Source organism: Modestobacter sp. VKM Ac-2986 (assembly GCF_026967795.1).
Taxonomy (GTDB): Bacteria; Actinomycetota; Actinomycetes; order Mycobacteriales; family Geodermatophilaceae; genus Modestobacter.
In genome coordinates this window covers 743746-766616 of the sequence record NZ_JAPVBH010000002.1, presented here as the reverse complement: position 1 = coordinate 766616, position 22871 = coordinate 743746, and the positions used below count along the sequence as shown (strand labels likewise).

Sequence of the window (22871 nt, the reverse complement as noted above, 5' to 3'; positions counted from 1 at the left end):
CCCGCGCCGACGACGGAGCCCGCGCCGACGACGGAGCCCGCGCCGACGACGGAGCCCGCGCCGACGACGGAGCCCGCGCCGACGACGGAGCCCGCGCCGACGACGGAGCCCGCGCCGACGACGGAGCCCGCGCCGACGACGGAGCCCGCGCCGACGACGGAGCCCGCGCCGACGACGGAGCCCGCGCCGACGACGGAGCCCGCGCCGACGACGGAGCCCGCGCCGACGACGGAGCCCGCGCCGACGACGGAGCCCGCGCCGACGACGGAGCCCGCGCCGACGACGGAGCCCGCTCCCACGACAGAGCCGCCCGCCAGTTCGGCGCCTCCGACGACCGAGCCGCCCGCCACCTCGACGCCGCCCGTCGCGCCGCCCACGACGGAGCCGCCGGCCCCGCCGACCGACTCCTGCGAGCCGGCCGCGGCCACCACCGTCGACGTGCTCGACGGGACCGGGGACCCGGTGCTGGCCGAGGAGGTCGCGCAGGCGCTGCGGGACGGCGGGCTGACCGTCGGCACCGTGACCGCCGGTGAGGCCGCCGTCTCCGGCATTGAGTTCGCCGAGGCCGACCGGGCGCGGGCCGAGCGGCTGGCCGCGGTGCTGGGTGAGGCCGACCGGCTGCGGGCCGGTGCCGGTGAGCACGTGACCGTCGTGCTCGGCGCGGACGACTCCGCTGCACTGGTCGAGGCGTTCCGGGCGTTCACCGGCCTGCCCTGCTGAGCCCGCCGTGAGCGGCCCGGACGACGGCGCCCGGGACACCCGGGCGTTCTTCGCGGTCCGGGCCGCCGGGTGGGAGGAGCGGTTCCCCGACGACGGGCCCCGCTTCGCCCGCGCGGTCGCCGAGCTCGGGGTGCACCCCGGCGACACCGTCCTGGACGCCGCCTGCGGCACCGGTCGGGCGCTGCCGGTGCTGCGGGCGGCGACCGGCCCGGCCGGCACCGTGGTCGGGGTCGACCTGACCGCGGAGATGCTCACCGAGGCCACCGGCCGGGGGCGCGCAGAGATCGCCGGGCTGGTGCGCGGCGACGTCCACGCGCTGCCGTTCGCCACGGGCGCCTTCGACGCCGTCCTGGCCGCCGGCCTGGTGTCGCACCTGGCCGAGCCGGAGGCCGGGCTGCGCGAGCTGGGCCGGGTCGCCGCCCACGGAGCGCGGCTGGCGCTGTTCTCCCCGGTCGGCCGCGTGGCGCTGGCCCGCCGGCACGGCCACGAACTGCGACCGGACGACGTACGCGGTCAGCCGCGGATCAGCGCCCTGCTCAGCCGCGCGGGCTGGACGACGACACTGGTCGACGACGCCGAGGACCGCTGGCTGGTGCTCGCCGTCCGGCAGTGACGGCCCGCCGGCTCAGCCCAGCGACTCGGTCGGCAGCCCGACGTAGAGCATGCCGACCAGCGTGCCGTCGGGGGCGTGCACACCGGCGTAGGCGGTGAAGTACGGCTTGCCGGCCACGGTCGCCGGCCCGGTGTAGAGCCGGCCGGCCAGCACGGCGGCGAGCACCGGGTTGCGGGTGCCGTCGACGTTGACCGGGGCGATGTAGGTCCCGATGTTGCGCCGGCCCGCGGCGGTGACCACGGTGGTGGCCGCGCGCACCATGGCCCCGGCGTCGTCCAGTCGCTGGAAGAGCGTGCAGGTGCCGCCCATCTGCGCCACCACGTCGTCCACCAGCGGCGCGGGCCGGCGGGGGTCGTCGACCCAGGTCAGCGGTGTCCCGCCGAGCACCAGCTCGGGCAGGTCCACCTGGTGGCCGGTCGAGGTCGCCTGGTCGGTGACGGTCGTCGAGCGGGTGCCCGCGCCGAGGGAGAGGCCGCCGGCGTCCTCGAGCAGGTCCTGGGCAAGGGTCAGCGCGCGGCGCACGTAGGCCAGCCGCTGGCTGTCGGCCAGCTCGGCCACCGCCCGGCTGATCCGGGCCGAGCCGCTGGCCGCCCGGTCGACGTTGTCCACGACCCGGTCGGTGGCGGCCCGCTGCTGCTCGACGGCGGCGGCGATGGCGTCCTGGGCCTCGGCGATCGAGCCGAGCGTGCCGCTGATCCGCTGGATGGCGCTGACCGCCTGGCGGGTCTCGGACTGCACGGCCTCGATCTGCGCGCCGATGTCCTCGGCGGCCTGGGCGGTGCGGCTGGCCAGCTGCTTGACCTCGTCGGCGACGACGGCGAACCCGCGGCCGACGTCCCCGGCGCGGGCGGCCTCGACGTAGGCGTTGAGCGCGAGGAACCGGCTCTGCTGGCTGATCGCGGAGATCAACCGCACCATCTCGGTGATCGACTCGCTGGCCTCCTGGAGGGCGGCGATCCGCTCGTCGACGGCACGGGCGTCCCGCACCGCGTCCTCGGCGATCGTGGAGGCACGGTGGGTGCTGGTGGAGATGTCGGTGATCGCCGACCGCAGCTCGGTCAGCGACTCGGCGGCCTGCTGGGAGGTGTCGGAGACCTCCCGGCTGGCCTGGGTCAGCACTCCGGCCTGCTGGGCGGCGTGCTCGAGGCTGGCGTCCTGCTCGACCTTGCGGCGCGGACGGGGCACGGGTGGTGCTGCCGGCGGCGGGACGGCGGTCGTGCCTGCCGCGGCCACGGCGGTGGTGCCTCTGGTCGACCAGCCCACGACTCGTTCCTCCTCCGGATGCGCACCGTCCCCCGTGCCACGGGACGGTCGGGTCCGACCGGTCGGGCAGCAGTACGCGGCACGATGCTAGGGGCCGGACGATCGAGCACCGGAAAGCGCGCCGTGACGCGCCGCGTTGATCACATGGCCCACAGCAGCCCCGGACGCACCGGTCAGCCCTGCGGTGAGCTGATCCGGTCGGCGGCGATGCGGACGGTCAGCCGGACCTGGTCGCGGCCGCCGTACCAGGGGTAGGGGCCGCCGAGGTACTTCTGCGCCAGCCGGTCGATGTGCTCCGCGGCCCCGTCGCGGGTGATCTCGACGACCCGGCCGCGCACCGCGTAGTAGCTGGACACGTCGTCGGGGTCGGCGACGTTGAGCGCCACCCGCGGGTCGCGCTCCATGTTCCGCACCTTCTGGAACCCGGCCACGGTGTTGACCAGCACGTGCGTGCCGTCGGTGTCGACCCAGGTCTGGGTCAGCTGCGGCGACCCGTCGGGCATCGTGGTGGCGAGGAAGCAGGGACTGGGGCGGTGCAGCAGGGCGAGCAGCCGCTCGGGCAGGTCCACGGGTGCCTCTCGGTCGCGGTCGGGTCAGTGCAGGGACGTCGTCAGGCGCACGGTCAGCCCGGCGCCCTCGTCGATGACGTCGACGTGGTCGCACAGCTGGCGGGCCAGCCACAGACCCATCCCGCCGCGGGAGAGGTCCTCCCCGTGGGCCGGGCCGTAACCGGCGAACGGTGAGTCCATGCCCGTGCCGCCGTCGCTGATCCGGCAGACCACGCGGTCCGCGCCGGCCCAGAGCCGCAGGGTGACCGGCGGGCCGCCGTGCCGCACCGCGTTGGAGCTCATCTCGTCGATGGCCAGGTGCAGGTCCTCGAGCAGGTCGGGGTCACCGCCCAGGTCGGCGAGCACCCGGGCGACGGCGCGGCGCAGCCCGCTGAACTCGCGGACGTCGTCGACGCGCAGCAGCGGCGCGGTGCCCTCCAGCGGCTCGTCGGGCACCGGCAGCGACCGCAGGAAGCCAGCGGGCTCGACGAAGTCGGGGTTGACCTGACGCCCGGTCGCGGTGTGCACGAAGGGGTGGGTCTGCAGGCCGGTGGTGATGAGCTCGTCGGGCAGCACGGTGGTGTCGTAGGCGCAGAGCCCCCACAGCGGCAGCGGCCGGAAGGCCTCGTTCACCACGGCCTCGTAGCGCTGCCACTCCAGCCAGTCGCGCGGCGTCCGCCCGAAGTCGGTCTCGCCGAGCACGCGCACCCGCGTGCTGCCGGCGGTCAGCTGCTGGTCGACCAGCCGCCGCACGGCGGTGAGCGCGGTGGGCGTGCGGATCCGGTAGACCTCGCTGCGCGGGATGACGACCACCCGCTCGTCGTCGCCCAGGGCCTCCCGGAGCAGGGCACCGGAGGCGTCGCCGGTGGCGATGACCGCGGACTCACCGGCCTCCAGCCCGGCCCGCAGGAACGGGACGGCGACCGCCAGGAGCTCCTCGGGCGAGTCGTGCACCAGCAGCTCGTGGACGTGGCCGTCGAGAGGCGGCTCGGTCGTCGTCGCGGGCACGGGGGAGCTCCCTCCGGTCGATGTGGTCCGACCTGTGCCGGGGCGCCCCGTCCACGGTAGGCCGAGCCGTCCCGGGTCGCTGGTCGAGGTGGGGTCGGCCCCGGTCCGGTCCGCCGGGTTCACGGGGCGCCCGGGTCGGCGGGCACCCCGTCGGGCACCCGGTTCGGACCGGCCTCGGGCGGGCGCGGGCGGTCCTGCCGGTGCAGCCGCACGGCCACCAGGGCGACGTCGTCCTCGGGCTTGCCGTCGACCAGCCGGTCGATCAGCTCGTCGCACAGCTGCTGCAGCGGGAGCTCGGCCAGCTCCGACAGCGCGGTGCGCAGCCGCTGCAGACCGGTGTCCAGGTCGGCGTCCCGGCGCTCGATGAGGCCGTCGGTGTAGAGCAGCACCGTGGTGCCGCGGTCGAGGGTGACGACGTTCTCGGTGCGGGTCACCGACGAGTCGACCCCGAGCAGCAGGTCGGCCTTCCAGTCGGCCAGGACCGCGACGCTGCCGTCGGGGTTCAGCGCCAGCGGCGGCAGGTGCCCGGCGTTGGCCCACACCATCCGGGTGACGCCGCGCGCACGCTCGTCGAGGGTCTGCTCGAACCGGGCGATGGCGGCGGTGGCCAGGGTGTCCAGCTGCAGGACCGACATCGCCGAGTCCAGCCCGCGCAGCACCTCGCAGGGGCCGGCGTCGCTGTAGGCGGCGATCCCGCGCAGCAGGCTGCGGACCTGGCCCATCGCGGCGGCGGCTGCGGTGTCGTGGCCGACGACGTCCCCGATGACCAGCATGGTCGCGCCGTTGGGCTGCAGGAACGCGTCGTACCAGTCACCGCCCACCCGGGCCGCCTCGGCGGCCGGCAGGTAGCGGACCACGATCTCGGCGTGGTCGGGCTCCGGCGGCTCGGTGAGCATGCTGCGCTGCAACGTCTCGGCCATCTGCTGCTGCTGGCCGAACAACCGCGCGTTGTCCCAGGCCAGCCCGGCCCGGTCGGCGACGTCCTGGGCGACGGAGACGTCCTCGGGGGTGGGCACGTGGCCGGCGGAGAAGAACAGCGTCAGCAGCCCGAGCGTCCGGCCGCGGGCACGCAGCGGCAGCGCGACCTCGGTCTCCGGCGCCAGCAGGGTGAGCAGCTCCCGGGCCCGGCCGGGCGGGAGCAGCTGCAGGACGTCGTCACCGGAGAACGTGACCGCCTCGTTGGAGTGCAGCGCACGGCCCACCGGGGCGGTCATCGGCATGGCGTCCAGCCGCACCTCGGCGTACCGCTCCAGCAGGACCCGGCTGGCCGGGTCGCGGTGCCAGCTGCCGATGTCGCGGGGCTGCCCGTCGTCGTCGATCACGGTGAGGATGCAGTAGTCGGCCAGCGCCGGCACGACCAGTCGGGGCAGCCGGGTGGTGGCCGCCTGCACGTCCAGGGTGCCGGCCAGCTCCGCGCTGACCTGGGCCAGCAACGTGAGCCGGCGGGTGGCCGTCTCGGCCCGCTCCTGGGCGCGGCGGCGCTCGGTGACCTCGATGAAGTAGACCGACAGCCCGTCGGGGGTGGGCCAGGCACGCAGCTCGTACCAGCCGTCGAGGGGGGCCGGGTAGTAGGCGTCGAAGGAGACCGGTTCACCGCTGGCGACCGCGGCCCGGTAGCTCTCCTCGAAGACGCCGTCGACCGTCGCCGGGAACGCCGACCAGATCTCCTGGCCGAGCAGCTCGTCGCGGCTGCGGCCCAGGAGCCGCTCGGCGTGGGCGTTGACGTGCACGAACCGCCAGTCGTGGTCCAGCGAGTAGAAGCCGGCCGGCATCGCCTCCAGGACGCGGGCCACGCGGGCCTCGTCGGCGACCTCGGCCGTGACGTCGTAGGCCACGCCGATGACCCGGACCGACGTGCCGTCCGCACCGGGCAGCGCCCGGCCGCGCGCCGACACCCAGCGGGTGGTGCCGTCGGGCAGCACGATGCGGTAGTCGGCCTCGTAGTCGCCGACGGAGTCGACCGCCCCCTGCAGCGCGTCGGTGACCCGGGGCAGGTCGTCGGGGTGCAGGCGGGCGTTGAAGGCGTCGATGCTGCGGCCGAACGTGCTCACCTCGTAGCCGAACAGGGCGATCAGCCGCTCGTCCCACAGCAGCCGGCCGGTGCGCAGGTCCCAGTCGAAGGTGCCGATGCCGGCTGCGTCGACCGCGAGCTGTGCCCGGACCCGCGCGCCCTCGAGGTCGGTCCCCTCGAGGCCGCCGACGTCCGTCGGCTCCACCACGGCCATCACTCCACGCGTTCGGCCGGCTCGCGCCGGAGGGTCACATCTCCTTGCACAGTGTCGTCGACCCGGGTCGGGTCGCGCCCGCCGGGGTGGGGTGGGCGGGCGTCGTCCCCGGCCGCCGGGGTGCCGGCGGCCGGGGACGACGGTCTCGCTCAGTGGCCGGCCGGCACCGGCGCGCCACGGTGGCTGACCGGGTTCGGGCCGCTGGGGATGACCAGCAGGCTGAGCACGGCGCCGAGCAGGAACACCCCGGCCGAGACCAGGAACGCCCGGGTCTCACCGGCGACCGCGGCCTCGGCCAGCACTGCCGGGGTCTGGCCGTTGGCCCGCACGTAGGAGGCGGTGACCGTGGCGGCGATGGTGTTGAGCAGCGCGGTGCCCAGGGCGCCGCCGACCTGCTGGCCGGTGTTGACCAGCGCCGAGGCCACCCCCGCGTCCGACGGCTGCGTGCCGGAGGTCGCGGTGTTGAAGCACGAGGCGAAGATCAGGCCCATGCCCAGGCCCATCACGAACAGGGCCGGCAGGACGTGGACCAGGTAGCCGCTGTCGGCCTGCAGGCGCCAGAGGTACAGCAGCCCGACCGCGCCCAGGAGCTGGCCGGTGGTGATCAGCAGGCGCGGGCCGATCCTCGGCAGCAGCCGGGGCACGACCACCGTGGAGCTGGTGATGATGCCGGCGACGAAGGGCAGGAAGGCGAACCCGCTCCGCAGCGGGCTGAACTCCAACGTCCGCTGCAGGTAGTAGGTGAGGAAGAGGAAGACGGCGAACATGCCGATCGCGGCGAGCCCGATCGCGAGGTAGGCGCCGCCGCGGCGCCGGTCCAGCACGACCCGCAGCGGCAGCAGCGGGTGGGCCACCCGCTGCTGGATGAGCACGAAGGCCACCAGCAGCAGCACCGAGACGACGATCAGGGTCATCGTGACCGGGTCCGACCAGCCCTCCTGCTCGGCGCGGGCGAAGGCGTAGACCAGGCCCGACAGACCGAGGACGGCGGTGACGACGCCGGGGACGTCCAGCTTCACGCCCTGTGCCGGAGCCACCGTGCGGACGAAGCGCAGCGCACCGAGCCCGGCGACGACGGCGATCGGCACGTTGACGTAGAGGCACCAGCGCCAGCTCAGGAACTCGGTGAGCACCCCGCCCAGCAGCAGGCCGATGGCCGCCCCGGCGCCGGCGATGGCACCGAAGATGCCGAAGGCCTTGCCGCGCTCCTTCGGGTCGCTGAACGTGATGGTCAGCAGCGACAGCGCGGCGGGGGCCAGCAGTGCGCCGAACGCGCCCTGTAGCGCCCGGGCGCCGACCAGCATCCCGAAGCCGGTGGCCGCGCCGCCCAGGGCCGAGGCGAGGGCGAAGCCGACCAGGCCGATCAGCAGGGTGCGGCGGCGGCCGAAGAGGTCGGCGAGGCGGCCACCGAGCAGCAGCAGACCGCCGAAGGCCAGCGAGTAGGCGGTGACGACCCACTGGCGGTCGGCGTCGGAGAACCCGAGGCCGGCCTGCGCGCTGGGCAGCGCGATGTTCACGATCGTGGCGTCCAGGACGACCATCAGCTGGGCCAGGCCCAGGGTGGCCAGGGTCCACCAGCGGCGGCCGTGGTCGTGGTCGGCCTGGGCGGCCGCAGCCGCCTTGGCGTCGGCCGCGGCGGCGGGTCCGGTGGTGGGCACGCCCGTGCTGGGCGGGGGAGCGGGATGGGACACGGGGTCTCCGGCATCGACGAGCGGGGGGTGGACTGGCGCGTCGTCGCGCCGGCGTGCGAACGCCTGGGCACAGCCTGCCCCAGGTGATTGCTCGCTGCACGCAACTAATTCGGGTGTCGGTCTGTTCCCGGCGTCCGACCGGCTCGGTCGCACCCCGTTCGGCGGCGGGCACTCCACCTGTGCGATAAACCGTGGCATGAACGCGCGCACGGCTCCGGCATGACCGCTTCGTCCCCGGCGCCGCTCGCGCCTCCCCGCGTGGAGGGCGAGGCCGTCGACAAGGGCCTGAAGCGGGGGGCTCTCGGGCTGGTCTCCTCGATCGTCCTCGGCGTCTCCTCGACGGCCCCGGCCTACGCCCTCGCCGCGACGCTCGGGTTCGTGGTCATCGCCGTCGGGGTGAAGGCCCCGGCGATCATGCTGCTGGCCTTCGTGCCGATGTGGCTGATCGCCGTCGCCTACGCCGAGCTCAACAAGCGCGAGCCCGACTGCGGGACGACGTTCACCTGGGCCGCCCGGGCCTTCGGTCCGCGCACCGGCTGGATGGGCGGCTGGGGGATCATCGCCGCCGACGTCATCGTCATGGCCAACCTCGCCCAGGTCGCCGGCGCCTACAGCTACCGGCTGGTCGGGCTGGACTCCCTCGCCGAGAGCGCGTTGTGGACCACCGTCGCCGGTGTCGTGTGGATCGTGCTGATGACCTGGATCTGCTACCGGGGCATCGAGCCCACCGCGCGGACGCAGAACGTGCTGCTCACCATCGAGGTCGTCGTCCTCGTCGCCTTCGCCGCCTACGCGCTGGTGAAGGTCTACGCCGGGAGCGCGCCGGAGGGCTCGCTGACGCCGTCGCTGTCCTGGCTGGTGCCCACGGGGATCAGCTGGACGGCGATGACCGAGGCGGTGCTGCTGGCGATCTTCATCTACTGGGGCTGGGACTCCGCGGTCGCGGTCAACGAGGAGACCGCCAACCCGACCCGCTCGCCGGGCCGCGCCGCGATCATCTCCACGGTGCTGCTGGTCGGCATCTACACCGTGGTCTCGATCGCCACCGTGGCCTTCGCCGGCGTGGGCAGCGAGGGGCTGGGGCTGGGCAACGAGGCCAACGCCGACGACGTGTTCAACGCCCTGGGCCCGACGGTGTTCGGCGACAGCGGGCTGGGCCAGGTCTTCGAGGCGCTGCTCATCGTCTCGGTCCTGACCTCGGCTGCGGCCTGCACCCAGACGACGATCCTGCCCACCGCGCGTGGCTCGCTGTCGATGGCCGCCTACGGCGCGCTGCCGAAGAGCTTCGCCCGGATCCACCCGCGGTACTTCACCCCGACCGTCTCCACGGTCTGGATGGGCCTGGTCTCGATCGCCTTCTACGTCGGGCTGACCCTGGTCAGCGAGAACGTGCTGGTCGACTCCATCACCGCCACCGGCATGCTCATCGCCTTCTACTACGGGCTCACCGGCTTCGCCTGCGCCTGGGAGTTCCGCCGGTCGCTGCACTCGGTGCGCGACGTGCTGATGCGCTTCGTGCTGCCGGGCCTGGGCGGGCTGTTCATGCTCGCGGTGTTCGTGCTGGCCTGCGTCGAGTACGCCGACCCCGAGTACGGCGAGACCGTGTTCCAGGGCGTGGGCGGGGTGTTCGTGATCGGCATCGGCGCCCTGCTGCTGGGGCTGCTGCTGATGGTGGCCTGGAACGTGGCCGCACCGGCCTTCTTCCGCGGCGAGACGATGCTGCACGGCACCGGCGACCTGCTGCTGGACCCGGCGACGCCGACCGTCGCGCTGCCGGACTCCACCGAGGCCACCGTCATCGCCCCCGACCGCTCCAACCTGCCGCCGGGCCGGGAGCCCTTCGACCCCCGCGGCTGAGGGAGGACCCCGCTGCCCCCACCACTCGCGAGCTCGCGGCGGGGCCCTGCAGCGGGGCCGGCCTCATGCGGGTGAGAGCTGCAGTGCCGGGTCGGCCACGCGGTGCTGCGCGGGCAGCAGGGCCAGGACGACGAGCGCGCCGGCGGCCGACACGGCGGCGCACACCCACGACCCGGCGCTGACGCCGTCCAGGAACGACTGCTGCACGGCGCGGGCCGCCTCGCCGGGCAGCGACCCGGCGACGGCGAGGCCGGCGAACACCGAGTCCGCGGCCGAGGCGGCGGCCCCGGCCGGTGCGCCGGCGCCGGTCAGCCCGTCGACGACCGCCGGGCCGTAGACCGTGCTGAGCACCGAGCCGACGACGGCGACCCCGAGCGTGCCGCCGACCTCGCGGACGGTGTCGTTCACCGCCGAGCCGGCACCGGCCTCCGCGGCGCGCAGCGCGCCCATGACCGCCTCGGTGGCCGGGCCGGTGACCAGGCCGAGGCCGGCGGCCATGAGCACCATCGAGACCACGATGCGGCCCCAGTAGGCCGACTCCAGCGTGCTGCCGGCGGCGACCACGAAGCCGGCGGCCATGGTGAGCAGGCCGGCGGCGACCACGAGCTTGGTGCCCACCGCCCGCATCGCCAGGATCGCCAGCGGGCTGACCGGGGCGATGACCAGGGCGAAGGGCAGCGTGGCCAGCCCGGCGGTGAGGGTGTCGTAGCCGCGGACGGCCTGGAAGTACTGGGTGATCAGGAAGATGAAGCCGAACAGGCTGAAGAAGGCCAGCGCGATGGCGCCGCTGCCCACCGAGACCCGCCGGTCGGTGAACAGCCGCACGTCGAGCATCGGGGCCTCCCGGCGCAGCTCCCACCGCACGAAGAACGCGAGCGCGGCGGCCGCGGCCAGGTAGCCGCCCACGGTCGCGGCGGAGGACCAGCCCCGGCCCGGCGCCTCGATGGTGGTGGACACCAGCAGCCCGATGCCGGCGATGGAGGCCGCGGCCCCGATCAGGTCGAAGCGGCGCGGGCGCGGGTCGGCGGACTCGGTGAGCAGCACCCGGCCGGCGACGACGGCGACCGCGGCCAGCGGCAGGTTGACCAGGAAGACCGACCCCCAGGCGAAGTGCTCGAGCAGCAGGCCGCCGCTCACGGGGCCGATCGCGACCGACAGGCCGGTGACCGCCGACCAGATGCCGATCGCCGTGGCGCGTTCCCGGCGGTCGGTGAAGGTCGACACCAGCAGGGCGAGGGTCGCCGGGTAGATCGCGGCGGCGCTGACGCCCATCGCGACGCGGCCGACCACGAGCTGGGCGGTGGTGTCGGCCGTCGCGGCCAGCAGGGAGGTGGCGGCGAAGAGGACCAGTCCGGTCTCCAGCACCCGCCGGCGGCCGAACCGGTCGCCCAGGGCGCCGCCGAGCAGCAGCAGGGCGGCGAAGGCCAGCGTGTAGCCGTCGACCACCCACTGGAGGTCGCTGGTCGACGCCGACAGCTCGCGCCCGAGCGTGGGCAGCGCGACGTTGACGATCGTGTTGTCGACGCTGACCAGGAGCACCGACAGGCAGAGCGCGAGCAGCACCCACCACCGTCGGGTGGTCGGCGGGGTGGCGGGAACGGTCACGATGGCCTCCTGGTGTAGAACGTTGTGCCATCAATGTAGAACGATGTTCTACGCGAGGTCAACGGGGCAGGATGTGGTCGTGACGGATGGCAGTGCGAGCGGGCGGACGCCGAGCCGGGCGGTGGAGCAGGCGCTGGTCGACGCCGCCGAGCGGGTGCTGGTGCGCGACGGGCTGGGCGGGCTGACCGTGCGCGCCGTCGCGGCCGAGGCGGGCGTGGCCCCGATGGGCGTCTACAACCGGTTCGGCAACAAGGACGGGCTGGTCGCCGCGGTCCTGGTCCGCGGCTTCGGCGGCCTCGCCGCCGCCGTCGGTGAGGACACCGACGTCGACCCCACCGCCCGGCTGCTGGCCTCCGGGCGCAACTACCGCCGGTTCGCCCTGGCCCACCCGCAGCACTACGCGGCGATGTTCGGTCCGGGGCTCTCGCAGGCCGCGCCCACCGCGGAGCTCGCCGACCGGGCGGACGCCGCGTTCACCGCCCTGGTCGACCGGGTCCGGTACGGGATGGACCGGGGCGTGCTGCGCCCCGGGGACCCGCGGGGGACCGCCCAGCTGATCTGGAACGCGGTGCACGGCGCGGTGAGCTTGGAGCTGGGGGGACTGGTCCTCACCCCCGACGCCGGGGCCACCTACGAGGCGCTGCTGCAGGTGCTGGTCGACGGGCTGCGCTGACCGGTCTCACCCCTCCGGGGTGGTCGGGCGCCGATCGGCTGTCGCTGCTCCAGTTCCGGCGCCGGCCTGCCGACTCCTCTCCCACGACGAGAGGAGCCGGTCATGATGACCTTGGCGTGCAGTGCAGTGGCGAGGGCGGGCACGGCGGCGGCGACGGCGTCGCTGGACGAGGCCTCGGCCGACCAGCTGATGTTCGTGGCCGGCTGGCTGACCACCGCGGTCGACCTGACCCACCAGGCGACCTTCATCGCCGAGCTCGGCGCCTCCCTCGACGTCCTGCTCTAGCGGGAGGACCCCCTTCCTCCTCACCCCTCGCAGGCTCGGGGTGAGCCTGGGGGCGGGGGCCGGGCCGGGTCAGCGGGGGAGTGCCCGCTGGCCGGTGCCGAGGTCGGCCGCGTCGGCCGCCTGACGGCCGGCGTGCCAGCCCGCCGCGTCCACGGACCGGCCGGTGCGCTTGCGCAGCCGGGGGAACAGCTCGCCGACCAGCCGGTCGACGGCCTGCTCCCGCTCGGCCAGCGCCGGCAGCAGGGCCGGACCGTAGGTGGCCATCGCCGCCGTGGTCGCCGCCTCCCGGGCGCTCTCCAGCCGCTCACCGATGCGCTGGGCGAACGCGTAGAGGAAGCCCTTGCGGTAGGCCGTCGACCGCACCCGCGCGCCGCCCTCCCGCGCGGCCGCGCCCAGCGCCCGGTCGGCCTGCAGCAGCAGTGAGGCCACCAGCAGCTCCACCAGGTCCAGGTCGTCGGCCGCACCGACCAGGGTGGCCATGCCGAAGGCCGGCAGCAGCACCACGCGCACGCCGTTCGCCGCGCCCACCGCCTGCACGACCGCGGCCCGGGCGTCGACGTGCGGGTCCTGCAGGTGCAGCCGCCGGGCGACGACCGACGAGGACGCGCCACCGGGCTGCTGGGCCAGCACCGCGGTGTCGATCCGGTGCCGCGCCATCAACGACTGCGCCTTCGCGCTGAGCGCCTCGGCCTCCTCGGGGAAGTCGGTCGACTCCGCCTTGGCCAGCAGGGCGCGCACCCGGCCCACCAGCTTCGGGTCGGCGCCCGGGTCGAGGGCGGCCTCCGCGCGGGTGTCCGCCGACCAGGCCGACGGGGGCGCGAGCAGCTGCTCCAGCGGGGGCAGGTCGCGTACGACGCCGAGCACGCGCAGCACGTCGCGCCAGCCGGCCGCCGCGTCGACCCCCTCGCCGCGCCACCACGCCGTCACCGAGCCCGCCGATCCCTCGAGGCCGGCCAGCTGGGCGGTCCACGCCGCCGGCGCCCGCTCGGCGGCCGCTGCCGCGTCGCCCCGGATCAGCGCGGCGGCCAGCCGGCCGGCACGCTGGTTGGTGCGCCGGCGCACGGCGTGCACGACGTCGGCCGGCTGCCAGCCCGCCTCCCAGAGGAAGGGCAGCAGGGTCGCCAGCGCGCGCTGGGCGTGCCCGTCGGTGTCGACGCCGCCGTCCAGCGCGGTGAGCCGGCGCACGATCGGGTCGAGCTCGGCGGCCTGGACGCCGGGCTGCCCGGCCAGCCGCGAGCCCGCGACGAGCAGCAGCGGGACGGGGTCCTGGGTGGTCCGGTCCTGGGCGATCGGGTCCTCCTGGGCGGCGCGGGGCATGCCGGGATCGTCTCCCACCCCGCGGACGGCGCGGGGCGTCCGGCGCGGACCGGGGACGGCGCCCCCGGCTGGGGACGGCGGCGGGCGGGGTCAGGCCCGGGGGTGCACCCGGCCGGCGGCCTCGCGGGCGGTGGCACGCGCGGTGTCGACGTCCTCCGCGCGGGCCAGGGCCACGCCCATCCGGCGGCGGGTGGAGCTCTCCGGCTTGCCGAAGAGCCGCAGCTCCACGCCGGGGAGCGCGAGGGCGTCGTCCACGCCGTCGAAGATGACCCCGACCGCGTCGAGACCGCCGTAGACGACCGCCGAGGCACCCGGGTTGCGCAGCGTGGTGTCGACCGGCAGGCCGAGCAGGGCGCGGGCGTGCAGCTCGAACTCGTCCTGCCACTGGGTGGTCATGGTGACCATGCCGGTGTCGTGCGGGCGCGGGCTGACCTCGGAGAACCAGACCTCGTCCCCGCGGACGAACAGCTCGACCCCGAACAGCCCCAGCCCGCCCAGGTCGGCCGTCACGGCGGCCGCGATGGCCTGCGCCCGGTCCAGGGCGACCGGCGACATGGCCTGGGGCTGCCAGCTCTCCACGTAGTCGCCGGCCTCCTGGCGGTGTCCGACCGGCGCGCAGAAGTCGGTGACGGTCTCCCCGCCGCGCACCGAGCGCACGGTCAGCAGGGTGATCTCGTAGTCGAAGTCGACGAACCCCTCGACGATCACCCGGGTGCCGGTGACCCGGCCGCCGGCCATCGCGTACTGCCAGGCCGCCTCGACGTCGTCCGGGCCGGCGAGCGTGCTCTGGCCCTTGCCGGAGCTCGACACCACCGGCTTCACCACGCACGGGAAGCCGACCTCGGCCGCGGCGGCGCGCAGCTCGTCGAGGGAGTCGCAGAAGCGGTGGGCGCTGGTGGGCAGGCCGAGGGTCTCGGCGGCGAGCCGGCGGATGCCCTCGCGGTCCATGGTCAGCTGCGCGGCCCGGGCGGTCGGGACCACGCGCACGCCCTCGGCCTCCAGCTCGACCAGCGTGCCGGTGGCGATCGCCTCGATCTCCGGGACGACGACGTCGGGGCGCTCGGCCTCGACCAGCGCGCGCAGCTGGGCGGGGTCGCTCATGGTGATCGTGCGGGCGGAGTGCGCGACCTGGTGCCCGGGGGCGTCGGCGTAGCGGTCGACGGCGATGGTCTCCACGCCGAGGCGCTGCAGCGCGATCAGCACCTCCTTGGCCAGCTCACCGCTGCCCAGCAGCATCACGCGGGTGGCCGAGGGGGACAGGGGCGTGCCCAGGGAGACCATGCGACCAGGCTAGAGAGCGTCCCGCGGGCCGTTGCCCGGTCTCGGCGGACCCGGCATCCTGGTCGGCATGGACGCGCTGACGTTCCTCTCCCGGCTCACGGTCTGGTCGTTCGCCGGTGCCGCGCTGGGGCTGCTGGCCGGACTCCTGCTGGTGGCGGTCGGCGTCCTCGACAACCCCTTCTGGGCGGCGTCCGCCGGCATCCTCGTGGCCGCCCTCCGCATGCCCTCGACCCGGCCGGAGCCAGGCGCCCGCCGCGACTGAACCACGCTGCGGGAGGCCCCCGGGAGGCACCCGCTCGGGGTCGACGTGAGCGCCGGCCGTTGGCCATGATGCGGGCATGACCGACCTCGCCACCCGCGCCCGCACCCTGCTCGACCTGCACACCGCCCCGGAGATCCTGACCCTGACCAACGTCTGGGACGTCGTGTCGGCCACCGTCGTCGCCGGCACGCCGGGCGTGCGCGCCCTGGCCACCGCGAGCCACTCGATCGCGGCCACCTTCGGCTACGCGGACGGGGAGAACATCCCCCTCGAGCTGCACCTGGACATGGTCGGCCGCATCGTCGCCGCCGTCGACGTGCCGGTGAGCATGGACCTCGAGGCGGGCTACGGGGACGCCGGGGACACCGTCCGGCGGGCGATCGAGGTGGGCGTCGTCGGCGGCAACCTCGAGGACCAGATGAAGCCGCTGGACGAGGCGGTCGCCGCCGTCGAGGCCGCGCTCCGCGCCGGGCGGGACGCCGGCATCGACTTCGTGCTCAACGCCCGCACCGACGCCCTCCTGAAGGCAGGTCCGGACGCCGACCGCTCGGCCGTCCTCGCCGAGGCGGTCACCCGGGGGCGGGCGTTCCTCGAGGCCGGCGCGCCGGTCGTGTTCGTCCCCGGCGTCGTGGCCCGGGACGAGGTCGCCGCCCTGGTCGATGCGTTCGGGCCCCGCAAGCTCTCGGTGATCAGCGTGCCGGGGAGGTCCCTGCCGGCCGGCGAGCTGCAGGAGCTGGGCGTCGCGCGGGTCTCGACCGGCCCGAACACCCAGCGCGTGGCGCTCACCGCGCTCCAGGACGCCGTCACCGCGATGGTCGCCGGGGGCACCCTGCCGGCGGGCACCCGGCCGCTCAACTAGGACGCCGCGGCACGTCCCCGGGACACGCGGGGACGTGCCGGCCGGCTCTTGTTACTGAGGGGTAACTTCGTCATCATCGAGCACGACGTCGACGATGACGAGAGAGAGGGCCTGCCATGACCGCCGACCACCTGCCCGCGGACTTCTTCGCGTTCCAGTCGCTGCTCAGCGACAGCGAGCAGAAGGAACTGGTGGCCCTCCGGGAGTTCCTCGCCGCCGAGGTGAAGCCGCGGGTCAACGCCGCGTGGGCCGCTGCGGAGTTCCCGATGGACCTCATCCCGCGCTTCGTCGAGGCCGACCTGGTCGGCCGCTCCTACGACCACGAGGGCCGCCCGCGGATCTCCCGGCTCATGGAGGGCTTCCAGGCCATGGAGCTGGCCCGGGTCGACCCGTCGATGGCCACCTTCTTCGGCGTCCACAACGGCCTGGCGCTGGGCTCGCTGATGCTCCTGGGCTCGGCGGAGCAGCAGGCCCGCTGGGTCCCCTCGATGCGCACCATGGAGACGATCGGCGCCTTCGGGCTCACCGAGCCGCTGGGCGGTTCCGACGTCGCCCGCGGGATGCGCACCACCGCCCGCCGGGACGGCGACGAGTGGGTGCTGGACGGGGCCAAGCGCTGGATCGGCAACGGCACCTTCGCCGACGTCCTGATCGTGTTCGCCCGCGACGTCGCCGACGACCAGGTCAAGGGCTTCCTGGTGGAGAAGGGCACGCCCGGCTTCTCCGCCGCCAAGATCGAGCACAAGTTCGCCCTCCGCACGGTGCAGAACGCCGACCTCACCTTCACCGACTGCCGCATCCCGGCGTCGGCGAAGCTGGAGAACTGCAACAGCTTCCGCGACGTCAACAAGGTGCTCAAGGAGACCCGCGCCGGCGTCGCCTGGGCCGGGGTGGGCTGCCAGCTCGGCGCCTACGAGGTCGCGGTGCGCTACGCCAAGGAGCGCGAGCAGTTCGGCCGGCCGATCGGGGGGTTCCAGCTGATCCAGGACCTGCTGGCCCGGATGCTGGGCAACGTCACCGCCAGCATGGGCATGACGGTGCGGCTCTCCCAGCTCCAGGAGGACGGCCTGCTCCGCGACGACCAGGCGGCGCTGGCCAAGAGCTACGTCACCAGCCGGTGCCGGGAGACCGTCGCGTGGGCGCGGGAGCTCTTCGGCGGCAACGGGATCGTGCTCGAGCACGACGTCATCCGGTTCTTCGCCGACGCCGAGGCGCTGTACTCCTACGAGGGCACCCGGGAGATGAACACCCTCATCGTCGGCCGCTCGATCACCGGCCTCAGCGCCTTCGCCTGAAGAAGGACCCCCTCTCCCCCCACCCTTCGCGAGCTCAGGGCGGGGCCCTGAGAGGGGGCCGAGGGGGTCCTTCGTCGACTGTGCGCCGAGCGGGGCCGGGCGGGCCTCGGGACCCCGGTGGGCGCACGGTCGGTGGCGGCGGTCCGTCATCCGTTGGGGTGAACGGGCCGGCGTCCGGGTGGGCATCCGGTGTGCCGGTGACGATGACCTCGGTGGACGCCACCGCGGCGTGCCGTGCGTGTCGTGAGGAGGGGTCGTGCCGGGTCAGTCCGTGCTCGTGGTCGAGGACACCGACGAGATCCGCGAGCTCGTCGTCACCGTGCTGCGCCGCGCCGGGATGGACGTCCGCGAGGCGGTCTCCGGAGCGGCCTGCCTGGCCGAGGTGCGCCGCGAGGCGCCGGACGTCGTCGTGCTGGACCTGGGGCTCCCCGACGCCGACGGCACCGAGGTCTGCCGGCAGCTGCGCGCCGAGACCGACTGCTACGTCCTCATGCTCACCGCGCGCGCCGAGGAGGTCGACCTGCTCATCGGGCTGGCCGTCGGCGCGGACGGCTACATGGCCAAGCCCTTCTCCCCGCGCGAGCTCGTGGCGCGGGTGCAGACCATGCTGCGCCGGCCGCGGACGGTCGCCGTCCCCGAGCCGCGCGCCCCGCTGGAGGACAGCGTCCAGCGGCTGGCCGAGCTCGAGGTCGACCCCGACAGCCGTGAGGTGCGGGTGGACGGTTCCGCCGTCGACCTGACCCGCACCGAGTTCGACCTGCTCGCCGCCCTCGTCGCCCGGCCCGGCCGGGTGCTGCAGCGGGAGACCCTGCTGCGCGAGGTGTGGCAGACGGACTGGGAGGGCAACCTGCGCCTCGTCGAGGCGCACATGTCCAACCTCCGCCGGAAGTTGACGGCGGCCGGGCTGCAGAGCCCGGAGATCAAGACGGTGCGCGGAGTGGGCTACCGACTGGTGGCCTGAGCGGCACCTGCTGCATCCGGCGAACGGCCCGGCCCCCGCATGGGGACCGGGCCCTTCGTCGTCCGGCCCCCTCGCAGGGGGTGAGGGGGTCCTCAGGTGGCGGGGCGGTGCCGGCGGGCGGCGAGGCGGCCGGCCGCGGCGTCGGCGGCCTGCTCGAGCACGTCCATCGCCGCGCCGGTGGAGCGGTCGGCCACGGACCGGCCCCGCCGGTCGGCCTGGTCGAGACGGCGGTCCCGGGTGCCGCGCGGCTCGCCGCGGTCCCCGTGGACGGCGCCGGGCGCCCGGCGGCGGTCGGCGACCCGGCGGTCGACACCGGCCAGCCCGGCCAGCTCGGAGACCCGGGAGTGCGCCAGGACGCCGCGCCGGGCGTCGGCGGCGATGGCCTGGCAGACGTCGGCGACGTCGGGGTGGCCGAGCTGGCCCGACGTCCCGGCCAGGGTGAAGGCCGCGTCGGCGAGCGCCTGCGGGTCCCCGGCGCGGGCGCCGCGGTCGATGGCGGAGAAGCGGCCGGGCAGCGCCGCGTCGTACATCGCCTGCAGCCGGTCGGCGAGCTCGTCGTCCCGGTCGGCGTCGTGCAGGTCCTCGGCGTCGACCAGCGCGGTCGGTGGGGTGGTGCCGCGACGGGCGAGCAGGTCCAGCAGCAGCCGGGCGTCCACCGGGGCAGGGAGGCAGGCGAGGGCGCCGGCGGCCGCGGCCGCGGCGCGGACCTCGGCGGTGGGCTCGGGGGTGACGACCAGGAAGCGGGCGGTGCTGCCGGCGGTGCGCAGCTCGGTCAGCAGGGCGGCGCCGGAGGGGGCGCCCAGGACGGTGGCGGCGGTGACCACCAGGTCGACGGCGAGCGAGGCGTTCAGCCAGCGGGCGTCCTCGGCGTCACCGGCCTCGTGCACGCCCCAGCCGGCCAGCTCCAGCAGGCCGGTCACCTGCGCGCGGGCGGTACGGGACTCGTCGATCACCAGGGCGGTCAGCACGTCGGGGCTCCTGTCAGGACGGTCGTGGGGGTCCAGCCGGAGCCGGGGTGGGTGGTGGGGCGGACCTGCAGGACGCGGCGGCGGAGGCTCACGCGTCGTCGTCCTCGGTGCGGCGCTCGGCGGCCGGGGCGGTGGGGCGCCAGATCGACAGCAGCAGCCAGCCGGCCAGCAGGGCCGGGGCGCCGTAGACCAGCGCCTGGCTCAGCACGGGGGAGCGGAGGGCCTGGACGACGTGGCCGAGCTCGGGCACGACGGCGCGGACCTGGTAGGCGGTGTCGCCCTGGAGCTGGGCCTGCCACGGGTCGGCTGCGGTGTTGGCATCGCCCTTGGTCTGCACGGTGACGGTGCCGTCGGCGGCGGTCTGCACGCCGATGACCCGGTGGGTGACGAGGTGGTGGTCGTCGATCGGGATGTGGTAGGCGATGATCATGCCCTCGGTGACCTCGGCCACCGGCAGCGGCGTGACGACCTGGACGTCCCCGACGTCGATCGTGCCGGTCATGCTCCCGGTCAGCATCGTCATCGTCCGGTAGCCGAACACGTGCGGGCCGATGGCCAGCAGGCCGAAGGACAGGACGGCGAGGGTGACGACCAGGCGGACCGTCCAGCGGAGGACCAGGTCGACCGCGCGCCTCACGAGGCCGGCGGCGAGCCGCGGCATCCCGGTGAGCTGCTGCGCCGGACGGAACGCGGGGGCGAAGTCCGTGGCGAGTGCGGTGGTCATGTCAGGTCCTCTCGGGGGAGCGGCGGTCAGGGCGGTCAGGGCCGGCAGGTCAGCGGGTGGTGCCGGTCTTCTGGGTGCCGGTGAAGACGAGGGAGAGGGTGCTGGTCTTGCCCTGGAACTCGTTGCCGGCCGCCTCGGGGAGGGAGAGCTTCACGACCAGGTTGTCCGACTTGCCGGCGGCGAGGCTGTTCAGGTTGGCCAGCGTCGTGGTGCTCGTCGCGGCGGTCGGTGCGAGCACGGACTTGGTCGTGCCGGCGCAGGTGAAGGTGTTGTTGGGGGCGACGGTCCAGGACACGCTGCAGGAGTCGATGGCCAGCTTGAGGCCGTTGACCTTGTCGGTGTCCAGGACGCTCGACGGCGACGCGGTGACGCCCAGGCCGATCGCGGCCATGTCCACGGTGCCGGAGTTCTCCAGGTTGAACCGGGTGGCCACCGAGTCACCGGGCACGAGGTTCGCCGCGGAGATGCTCAGGTTCTCGTTGAGGCCGGCCAGGTCGAGCGAGAGGGTGCCGGAGGTGACCGAGGCGGCCAGCGGGGTGGTGCTGTCGGTGAAGGAGCCGAAGGTGCCCATGCCGGCGACGGCGGCAGCGGCACCGATGACACCCAGCGAGCCGAGGACCTTGCGGACGTTGCGGCTGCGGGTGGCGGTGGTGGTGGCGGCGGTCATGGCTGCGTCTCCTCGGGAGTCCGGTGTCGGCGGGCGTTCCCGGCGACAGGGATGACTCTGGAGGTCGATCCGCAGGCCACCCGCCAGCGTTCCGCAAGAAAGCCGCAATTGGAGGACCCCCGTGCCCCCCACCACTCGCAGGCTCGCGGCGGGTCCCTGCACGGGGGCCGGGGGGCCAGGACTACAGCGGGAGGGCGAGGGTGAAGGTGGTGCCGCGGCCCTCGGCGCTCTCGACGTCCAGGGTGCCGCCGTGCGCGGTGGTGATGGCCTTGGTGATCGTCAGGCCGAGCCCGACCCCGGGGACGGCGTTGCGCCGGGCGGTGGAGGCCCGGAAGAAGCTGGTGAACAGCTGGCCCTGCTCCCCGGTCGGGATGCCGATGCCGGTGTCGCTGACCGACAGCAGCGCCACCGGCGAGCAGCCGGGGGCGGCCGTGCTGGCGAGCGTGCCGGCGGCGTCCCGCCAGGCGCGGCGCAGCCGCAGGGTGACCTGACCGCCGGACGGGGTGAACTTGACCGCGTTGGAGACCAGGTTGTCGCAGGCCTGTCCGAGCCGCAGCGCGTCACCGCGGGCGAGTAGGCCCTCGGCGGGCAGGTCCACGACGACGGCGACCCCGCGGGCGGCGGCGGTCACCCGGGCGGTGTCCTCCGCGGCGCGCACGATCGCGGCCAGGTCGACGTCCTCGGGGGTGAGGGTGAGCCGGCCGGCGTCCACCTGGGCGGTGAACAGCAGGTCGCCGACGAGCCGCAGCAGCCGCTGCGCGTTGCGCTCGACGATGCCCAGGTACTGCGCCTGCTCGTCGGTGAGCGGCTGCTCCTCGTCGTCCACGACCAGTTCGAGGTAGCCCAGGATCGAGGCCAGCGGGGTGCGCAGCTCGTGGGAGATGAGGCTGACGAACTGGTCCTTGAGCCGCTCGGTCTCCCGGGCCTCGGTCATGTCGGTGCCGACGAAGTTCCAGCCGGCCTGCTCGCCCTCGTCGTCGGTGCGCGGGGTGATCGCCACCGAGACGGTGAGCCGGCGGCCGTCGGCGGTCAGGTAGGTCCAGTCCCGGACGTCGCTGCCGTGCTCCCGCGCGGTGCGCACCAGCGCGGCGAACCGGGCGGCCGGGGCGACGTGCTCCCCGTCGTCGGCGCCGGCCTCGGCGTCGAGCTCCTCGGGGGCGTGGAAGTCGGTGATGGTGCGGGCGCGGACGACGTCGGCGCGGGGCAGCCCGAGCATCCGCTCGGCGCCGGGGTTCCACACCCGGACCAGCCCGTCGCGGTCGGTGCCGATGATCGACTGCTCGGTGACGGCGTCGATGACGCTGGTCATCGTCTGCGCGCGGGCCCGCATCATCCGGGTGGCGACCTCGAGGTCCTCGGCGGTCGACCGGCCGCGGGTCACGAGGTCGCGGCGCTGGGCCTCCAACTCGGCGGCCGCGGTGACCAGCCGGTGCAGCCGGCGGGCGAGCTCACCGACCGCCACCAGCACCGCACCCGCACCGAGGACGGCGAGGGGCACCGGCGGCCCGGTGAGCAGCAGGACGACGCCGGCCAGGGCCAGCACCGCCAGGGCGACCGGGGCCGTGCGGCCGGGCGCGGCCGGGGGACCTGCCACCGCCGCGGGGGGCCGGTCGAGCAGCGCGGTCACGCCGCGTCCCGGGCGGTCAGCAGCCGCACCTGGGCGACGAGGCCGGCGACGGTGAACGGCTTGGGGAGGTAGGCGTCGGCGCCGGCGGCCAGGCCCCGGGCGACGTCGTCGGGGGAGGCTCCGGCCGACAGCAGCAACACCCGGCACCCGGCCGTGCGCGGCTCGGCGCGCAGCGCGGCGCACACCTGGAGGCCGGTCGCCTCGGGCATGGACACGTCCAGCACGACCAGGTCGGGCTGCTCGGACCGGGCCACGGCCAGGGCCTGCGCGCCGTCGGCGACCGCGGCGACGACCGAGCAGCCGGCCCGGCGGACGGCCAGGGTGACCAGCAGGCGGATGTCCTCCTCGTCGTCGGCCACCAGCACGCGCGCGGGTGCGTCCACGGTGCGCCCTCCTCCTGGTCGTGGCGTCGCCGTCCCGGT

Annotated in this window: 23 protein-coding genes; 9 read left to right on the top strand and 14 right to left on the bottom strand. The window is 75.1% G+C overall.

Annotation, left to right across the window (positions count from 1 at the left end; all coding sequences use genetic code 11):
* A partial coding sequence (locus O2W14_RS07950) for a hypothetical protein (RefSeq protein WP_269175529.1) occupies positions 1–431 on the bottom strand: 431 nt, incomplete at its 3' end.
* A 7-nt stretch (positions 432–438) separates the two neighbouring features.
* Here O2W14_RS07950 and O2W14_RS07945 point away from each other — a divergent pair.
* Positions 439–720, top strand: coding sequence for a LytR C-terminal domain-containing protein (locus O2W14_RS07945; protein ID WP_269175528.1), 282 nt, complete (start codon positions 439–441; stop codon positions 718–720).
* 7 nt (positions 721–727) lie between these two features.
* Entirely contained in the window at positions 728–1333 is a 606-nt protein-coding gene (locus O2W14_RS07940; protein WP_269175527.1) for a class I SAM-dependent methyltransferase, read from the top strand.
* 12 nt (positions 1334–1345) lie between these two features.
* Here the strand turns inward: O2W14_RS07940 and O2W14_RS07935 are convergent, their stop codons facing one another.
* From O2W14_RS07935 to O2W14_RS07915, 5 genes are all read right to left on the bottom strand, one after another.
* Positions 1346–2518 (bottom strand): Cache 3/Cache 2 fusion domain-containing protein, encoded by a 1173-nt coding sequence (locus tag O2W14_RS07935; protein ID WP_269175526.1) that lies wholly within the window; start codon positions 2516–2518, stop codon positions 1346–1348.
* Between the two features lie 251 nt (positions 2519–2769).
* Positions 2770–3165: a PPOX class F420-dependent oxidoreductase gene (locus O2W14_RS07930; protein ID WP_269175525.1), complete on the bottom strand. Its 396-nt coding sequence runs from the start codon at positions 3163–3165 to the stop codon at positions 2770–2772.
* Between the two features lie 24 nt (positions 3166–3189).
* Positions 3190–4152 (bottom strand): sensor histidine kinase, encoded by a 963-nt coding sequence (locus O2W14_RS07925; RefSeq protein ID WP_269175524.1) that lies wholly within the window; start codon positions 4150–4152, stop codon positions 3190–3192.
* A 119-nt stretch (positions 4153–4271) separates the two neighbouring features.
* Positions 4272–6377, bottom strand: coding sequence for a SpoIIE family protein phosphatase (locus O2W14_RS07920; protein WP_442928830.1), 2106 nt, complete (start codon positions 6375–6377; stop codon positions 4272–4274).
* 149 nt (positions 6378–6526) lie between these two features.
* On the bottom strand, positions 6527–8035 hold the full coding sequence (locus tag O2W14_RS07915; RefSeq protein ID WP_269175523.1) for an MFS transporter: 1509 nt from the start codon (positions 8033–8035) through the stop codon (positions 6527–6529).
* A gap of 252 nt (positions 8036–8287) precedes the next feature.
* Here O2W14_RS07915 and O2W14_RS07910 point away from each other — a divergent pair, with 252 nt between their 5' ends.
* Positions 8288–9925 (top strand): APC family permease, encoded by a 1638-nt coding sequence (locus O2W14_RS07910; RefSeq protein ID WP_269175522.1) that lies wholly within the window; start codon positions 8288–8290, stop codon positions 9923–9925.
* Positions 9926–9988: 63 nt separating this feature from the next.
* Here O2W14_RS07910 and O2W14_RS07905 read toward each other — a convergent pair whose 3' ends face one another.
* Positions 9989–11530 (bottom strand): MFS transporter, encoded by a 1542-nt coding sequence (locus tag O2W14_RS07905; RefSeq protein ID WP_269175521.1) that lies wholly within the window; start codon positions 11528–11530, stop codon positions 9989–9991.
* A gap of 79 nt (positions 11531–11609) precedes the next feature.
* On the opposite strand from O2W14_RS07905, the gene O2W14_RS07900 reads away from it, so the two are divergent.
* Entirely contained in the window at positions 11610–12203 is a 594-nt protein-coding gene (locus O2W14_RS07900; RefSeq protein ID WP_269175520.1) for a TetR/AcrR family transcriptional regulator, read from the top strand.
* A gap of 102 nt (positions 12204–12305) precedes the next feature.
* Complete coding sequence (locus tag O2W14_RS07895; RefSeq protein ID WP_269175519.1) at positions 12306–12488, top strand: hypothetical protein; 183 nt, start codon at positions 12306–12308, stop codon at positions 12486–12488.
* 69 nt (positions 12489–12557) lie between these two features.
* On the opposite strand, the gene O2W14_RS07890 is transcribed toward O2W14_RS07895, so the two are convergent.
* Together O2W14_RS07890 and purT are read right to left on the bottom strand one after the other, a co-directional pair.
* Positions 12558–13805, bottom strand: coding sequence for a DUF2786 domain-containing protein (locus O2W14_RS07890; RefSeq protein ID WP_269175518.1), 1248 nt, complete (start codon positions 13803–13805; stop codon positions 12558–12560).
* 90 nt (positions 13806–13895) lie between these two features.
* Positions 13896–15086, bottom strand: a complete 1191-nt coding sequence (gene purT / locus O2W14_RS07885; RefSeq protein WP_269175517.1) for a formate-dependent phosphoribosylglycinamide formyltransferase — start codon at positions 15084–15086, stop codon at positions 13896–13898.
* Positions 15087–15153: 67 nt separating this feature from the next.
* On the opposite strand from purT, the gene O2W14_RS07880 reads away from it, so the two are divergent.
* From O2W14_RS07880 to O2W14_RS07865, 4 genes are all read left to right on the top strand, one after another.
* Positions 15154–15348: a hypothetical protein gene (locus O2W14_RS07880; RefSeq protein WP_269175516.1), complete on the top strand. Its 195-nt coding sequence runs from the start codon at positions 15154–15156 to the stop codon at positions 15346–15348.
* A gap of 76 nt (positions 15349–15424) precedes the next feature.
* Positions 15425–16207 carry an isocitrate lyase/PEP mutase family protein gene (locus O2W14_RS07875; RefSeq protein WP_269175515.1) on the top strand — a complete coding sequence of 261 codons (783 nt, stop codon included), beginning with the start codon at positions 15425–15427 and terminating at the stop codon, positions 16205–16207.
* A 116-nt stretch (positions 16208–16323) separates the two neighbouring features.
* On the top strand, positions 16324–17502 hold the full coding sequence (locus O2W14_RS07870) for an acyl-CoA dehydrogenase family protein (protein ID WP_269175514.1): 1179 nt from the start codon (positions 16324–16326) through the stop codon (positions 17500–17502).
* 256 nt (positions 17503–17758) lie between these two features.
* On the top strand, positions 17759–18463 hold the full coding sequence (locus tag O2W14_RS07865; protein ID WP_269175513.1) for a response regulator transcription factor: 705 nt from the start codon (positions 17759–17761) through the stop codon (positions 18461–18463).
* Between the two features lie 92 nt (positions 18464–18555).
* Here the strand turns inward: O2W14_RS07865 and O2W14_RS07860 are convergent, their stop codons facing one another.
* From O2W14_RS07860 to O2W14_RS07840, 5 genes are all read right to left on the bottom strand, one after another.
* Complete coding sequence (locus O2W14_RS07860) at positions 18556–19431, bottom strand: response regulator (protein WP_269175512.1); 876 nt, start codon at positions 19429–19431, stop codon at positions 18556–18558.
* 88 nt (positions 19432–19519) lie between these two features.
* Positions 19520–20155 carry a signal peptidase I gene (locus O2W14_RS07855; RefSeq protein WP_269175511.1) on the bottom strand — a complete coding sequence of 212 codons (636 nt, stop codon included), beginning with the start codon at positions 20153–20155 and terminating at the stop codon, positions 19520–19522.
* Between the two features lie 49 nt (positions 20156–20204).
* On the bottom strand, positions 20205–20822 hold the full coding sequence (locus O2W14_RS07850) for a TasA family protein (protein ID WP_269175510.1): 618 nt from the start codon (positions 20820–20822) through the stop codon (positions 20205–20207).
* Positions 20823–21003: 181 nt separating this feature from the next.
* Entirely contained in the window at positions 21004–22449 is a 1446-nt protein-coding gene (locus O2W14_RS07845) for a sensor histidine kinase (protein ID WP_269175509.1), read from the bottom strand.
* Positions 22446–22832, bottom strand: coding sequence for a response regulator transcription factor (locus tag O2W14_RS07840; RefSeq protein WP_269175508.1), 387 nt, complete (start codon positions 22830–22832; stop codon positions 22446–22448). Before O2W14_RS07840 ends, O2W14_RS07845 begins: the two co-directional genes overlap by 4 nt.
* Positions 22833–22871 lie beyond the last annotated feature (39 nt).

Excerpts from the sequence above, each read along its gene's own strand:
- O2W14_RS07895 (WP_269175519.1), top strand. The coding sequence starts at position 12,306 with ATGATGACCTTGGCGTGCAGTGCAGTGGCGAGGGCGGGCACGGCGGCG.
- O2W14_RS07870 (WP_269175514.1), top strand. The coding sequence starts at position 16,324 with ATGACCGCCGACCACCTGCCCGCGGACTTCTTCGCGTTCCAGTCGCTG.
- O2W14_RS07880 (WP_269175516.1), top strand. The coding sequence starts at position 15,154 with ATGGACGCGCTGACGTTCCTCTCCCGGCTCACGGTCTGGTCGTTCGCC.
- O2W14_RS07875 (WP_269175515.1), top strand. The coding sequence starts at position 15,425 with ATGACCGACCTCGCCACCCGCGCCCGCACCCTGCTCGACCTGCACACC.
- O2W14_RS07910 (WP_269175522.1), top strand. The coding sequence starts at position 8,288 with ATGACCGCTTCGTCCCCGGCGCCGCTCGCGCCTCCCCGCGTGGAGGGC.
- O2W14_RS07890 (WP_269175518.1), bottom strand. The coding sequence starts at position 13,805 with ATGCCCCGCGCCGCCCAGGAGGACCCGATCGCCCAGGACCGGACCACC.
- O2W14_RS07850 (WP_269175510.1), bottom strand. The coding sequence starts at position 20,822 with ATGACCGCCGCCACCACCACCGCCACCCGCAGCCGCAACGTCCGCAAG.
- O2W14_RS07855 (WP_269175511.1), bottom strand. The coding sequence starts at position 20,155 with ATGACCACCGCACTCGCCACGGACTTCGCCCCCGCGTTCCGTCCGGCG.
- O2W14_RS07920 (WP_442928830.1), bottom strand. The coding sequence starts at position 6,377 with ATGGCCGTGGTGGAGCCGACGGACGTCGGCGGCCTCGAGGGGACCGAC.
- purT (WP_269175517.1), bottom strand. The coding sequence starts at position 15,086 with ATGGTCTCCCTGGGCACGCCCCTGTCCCCCTCGGCCACCCGCGTGATG.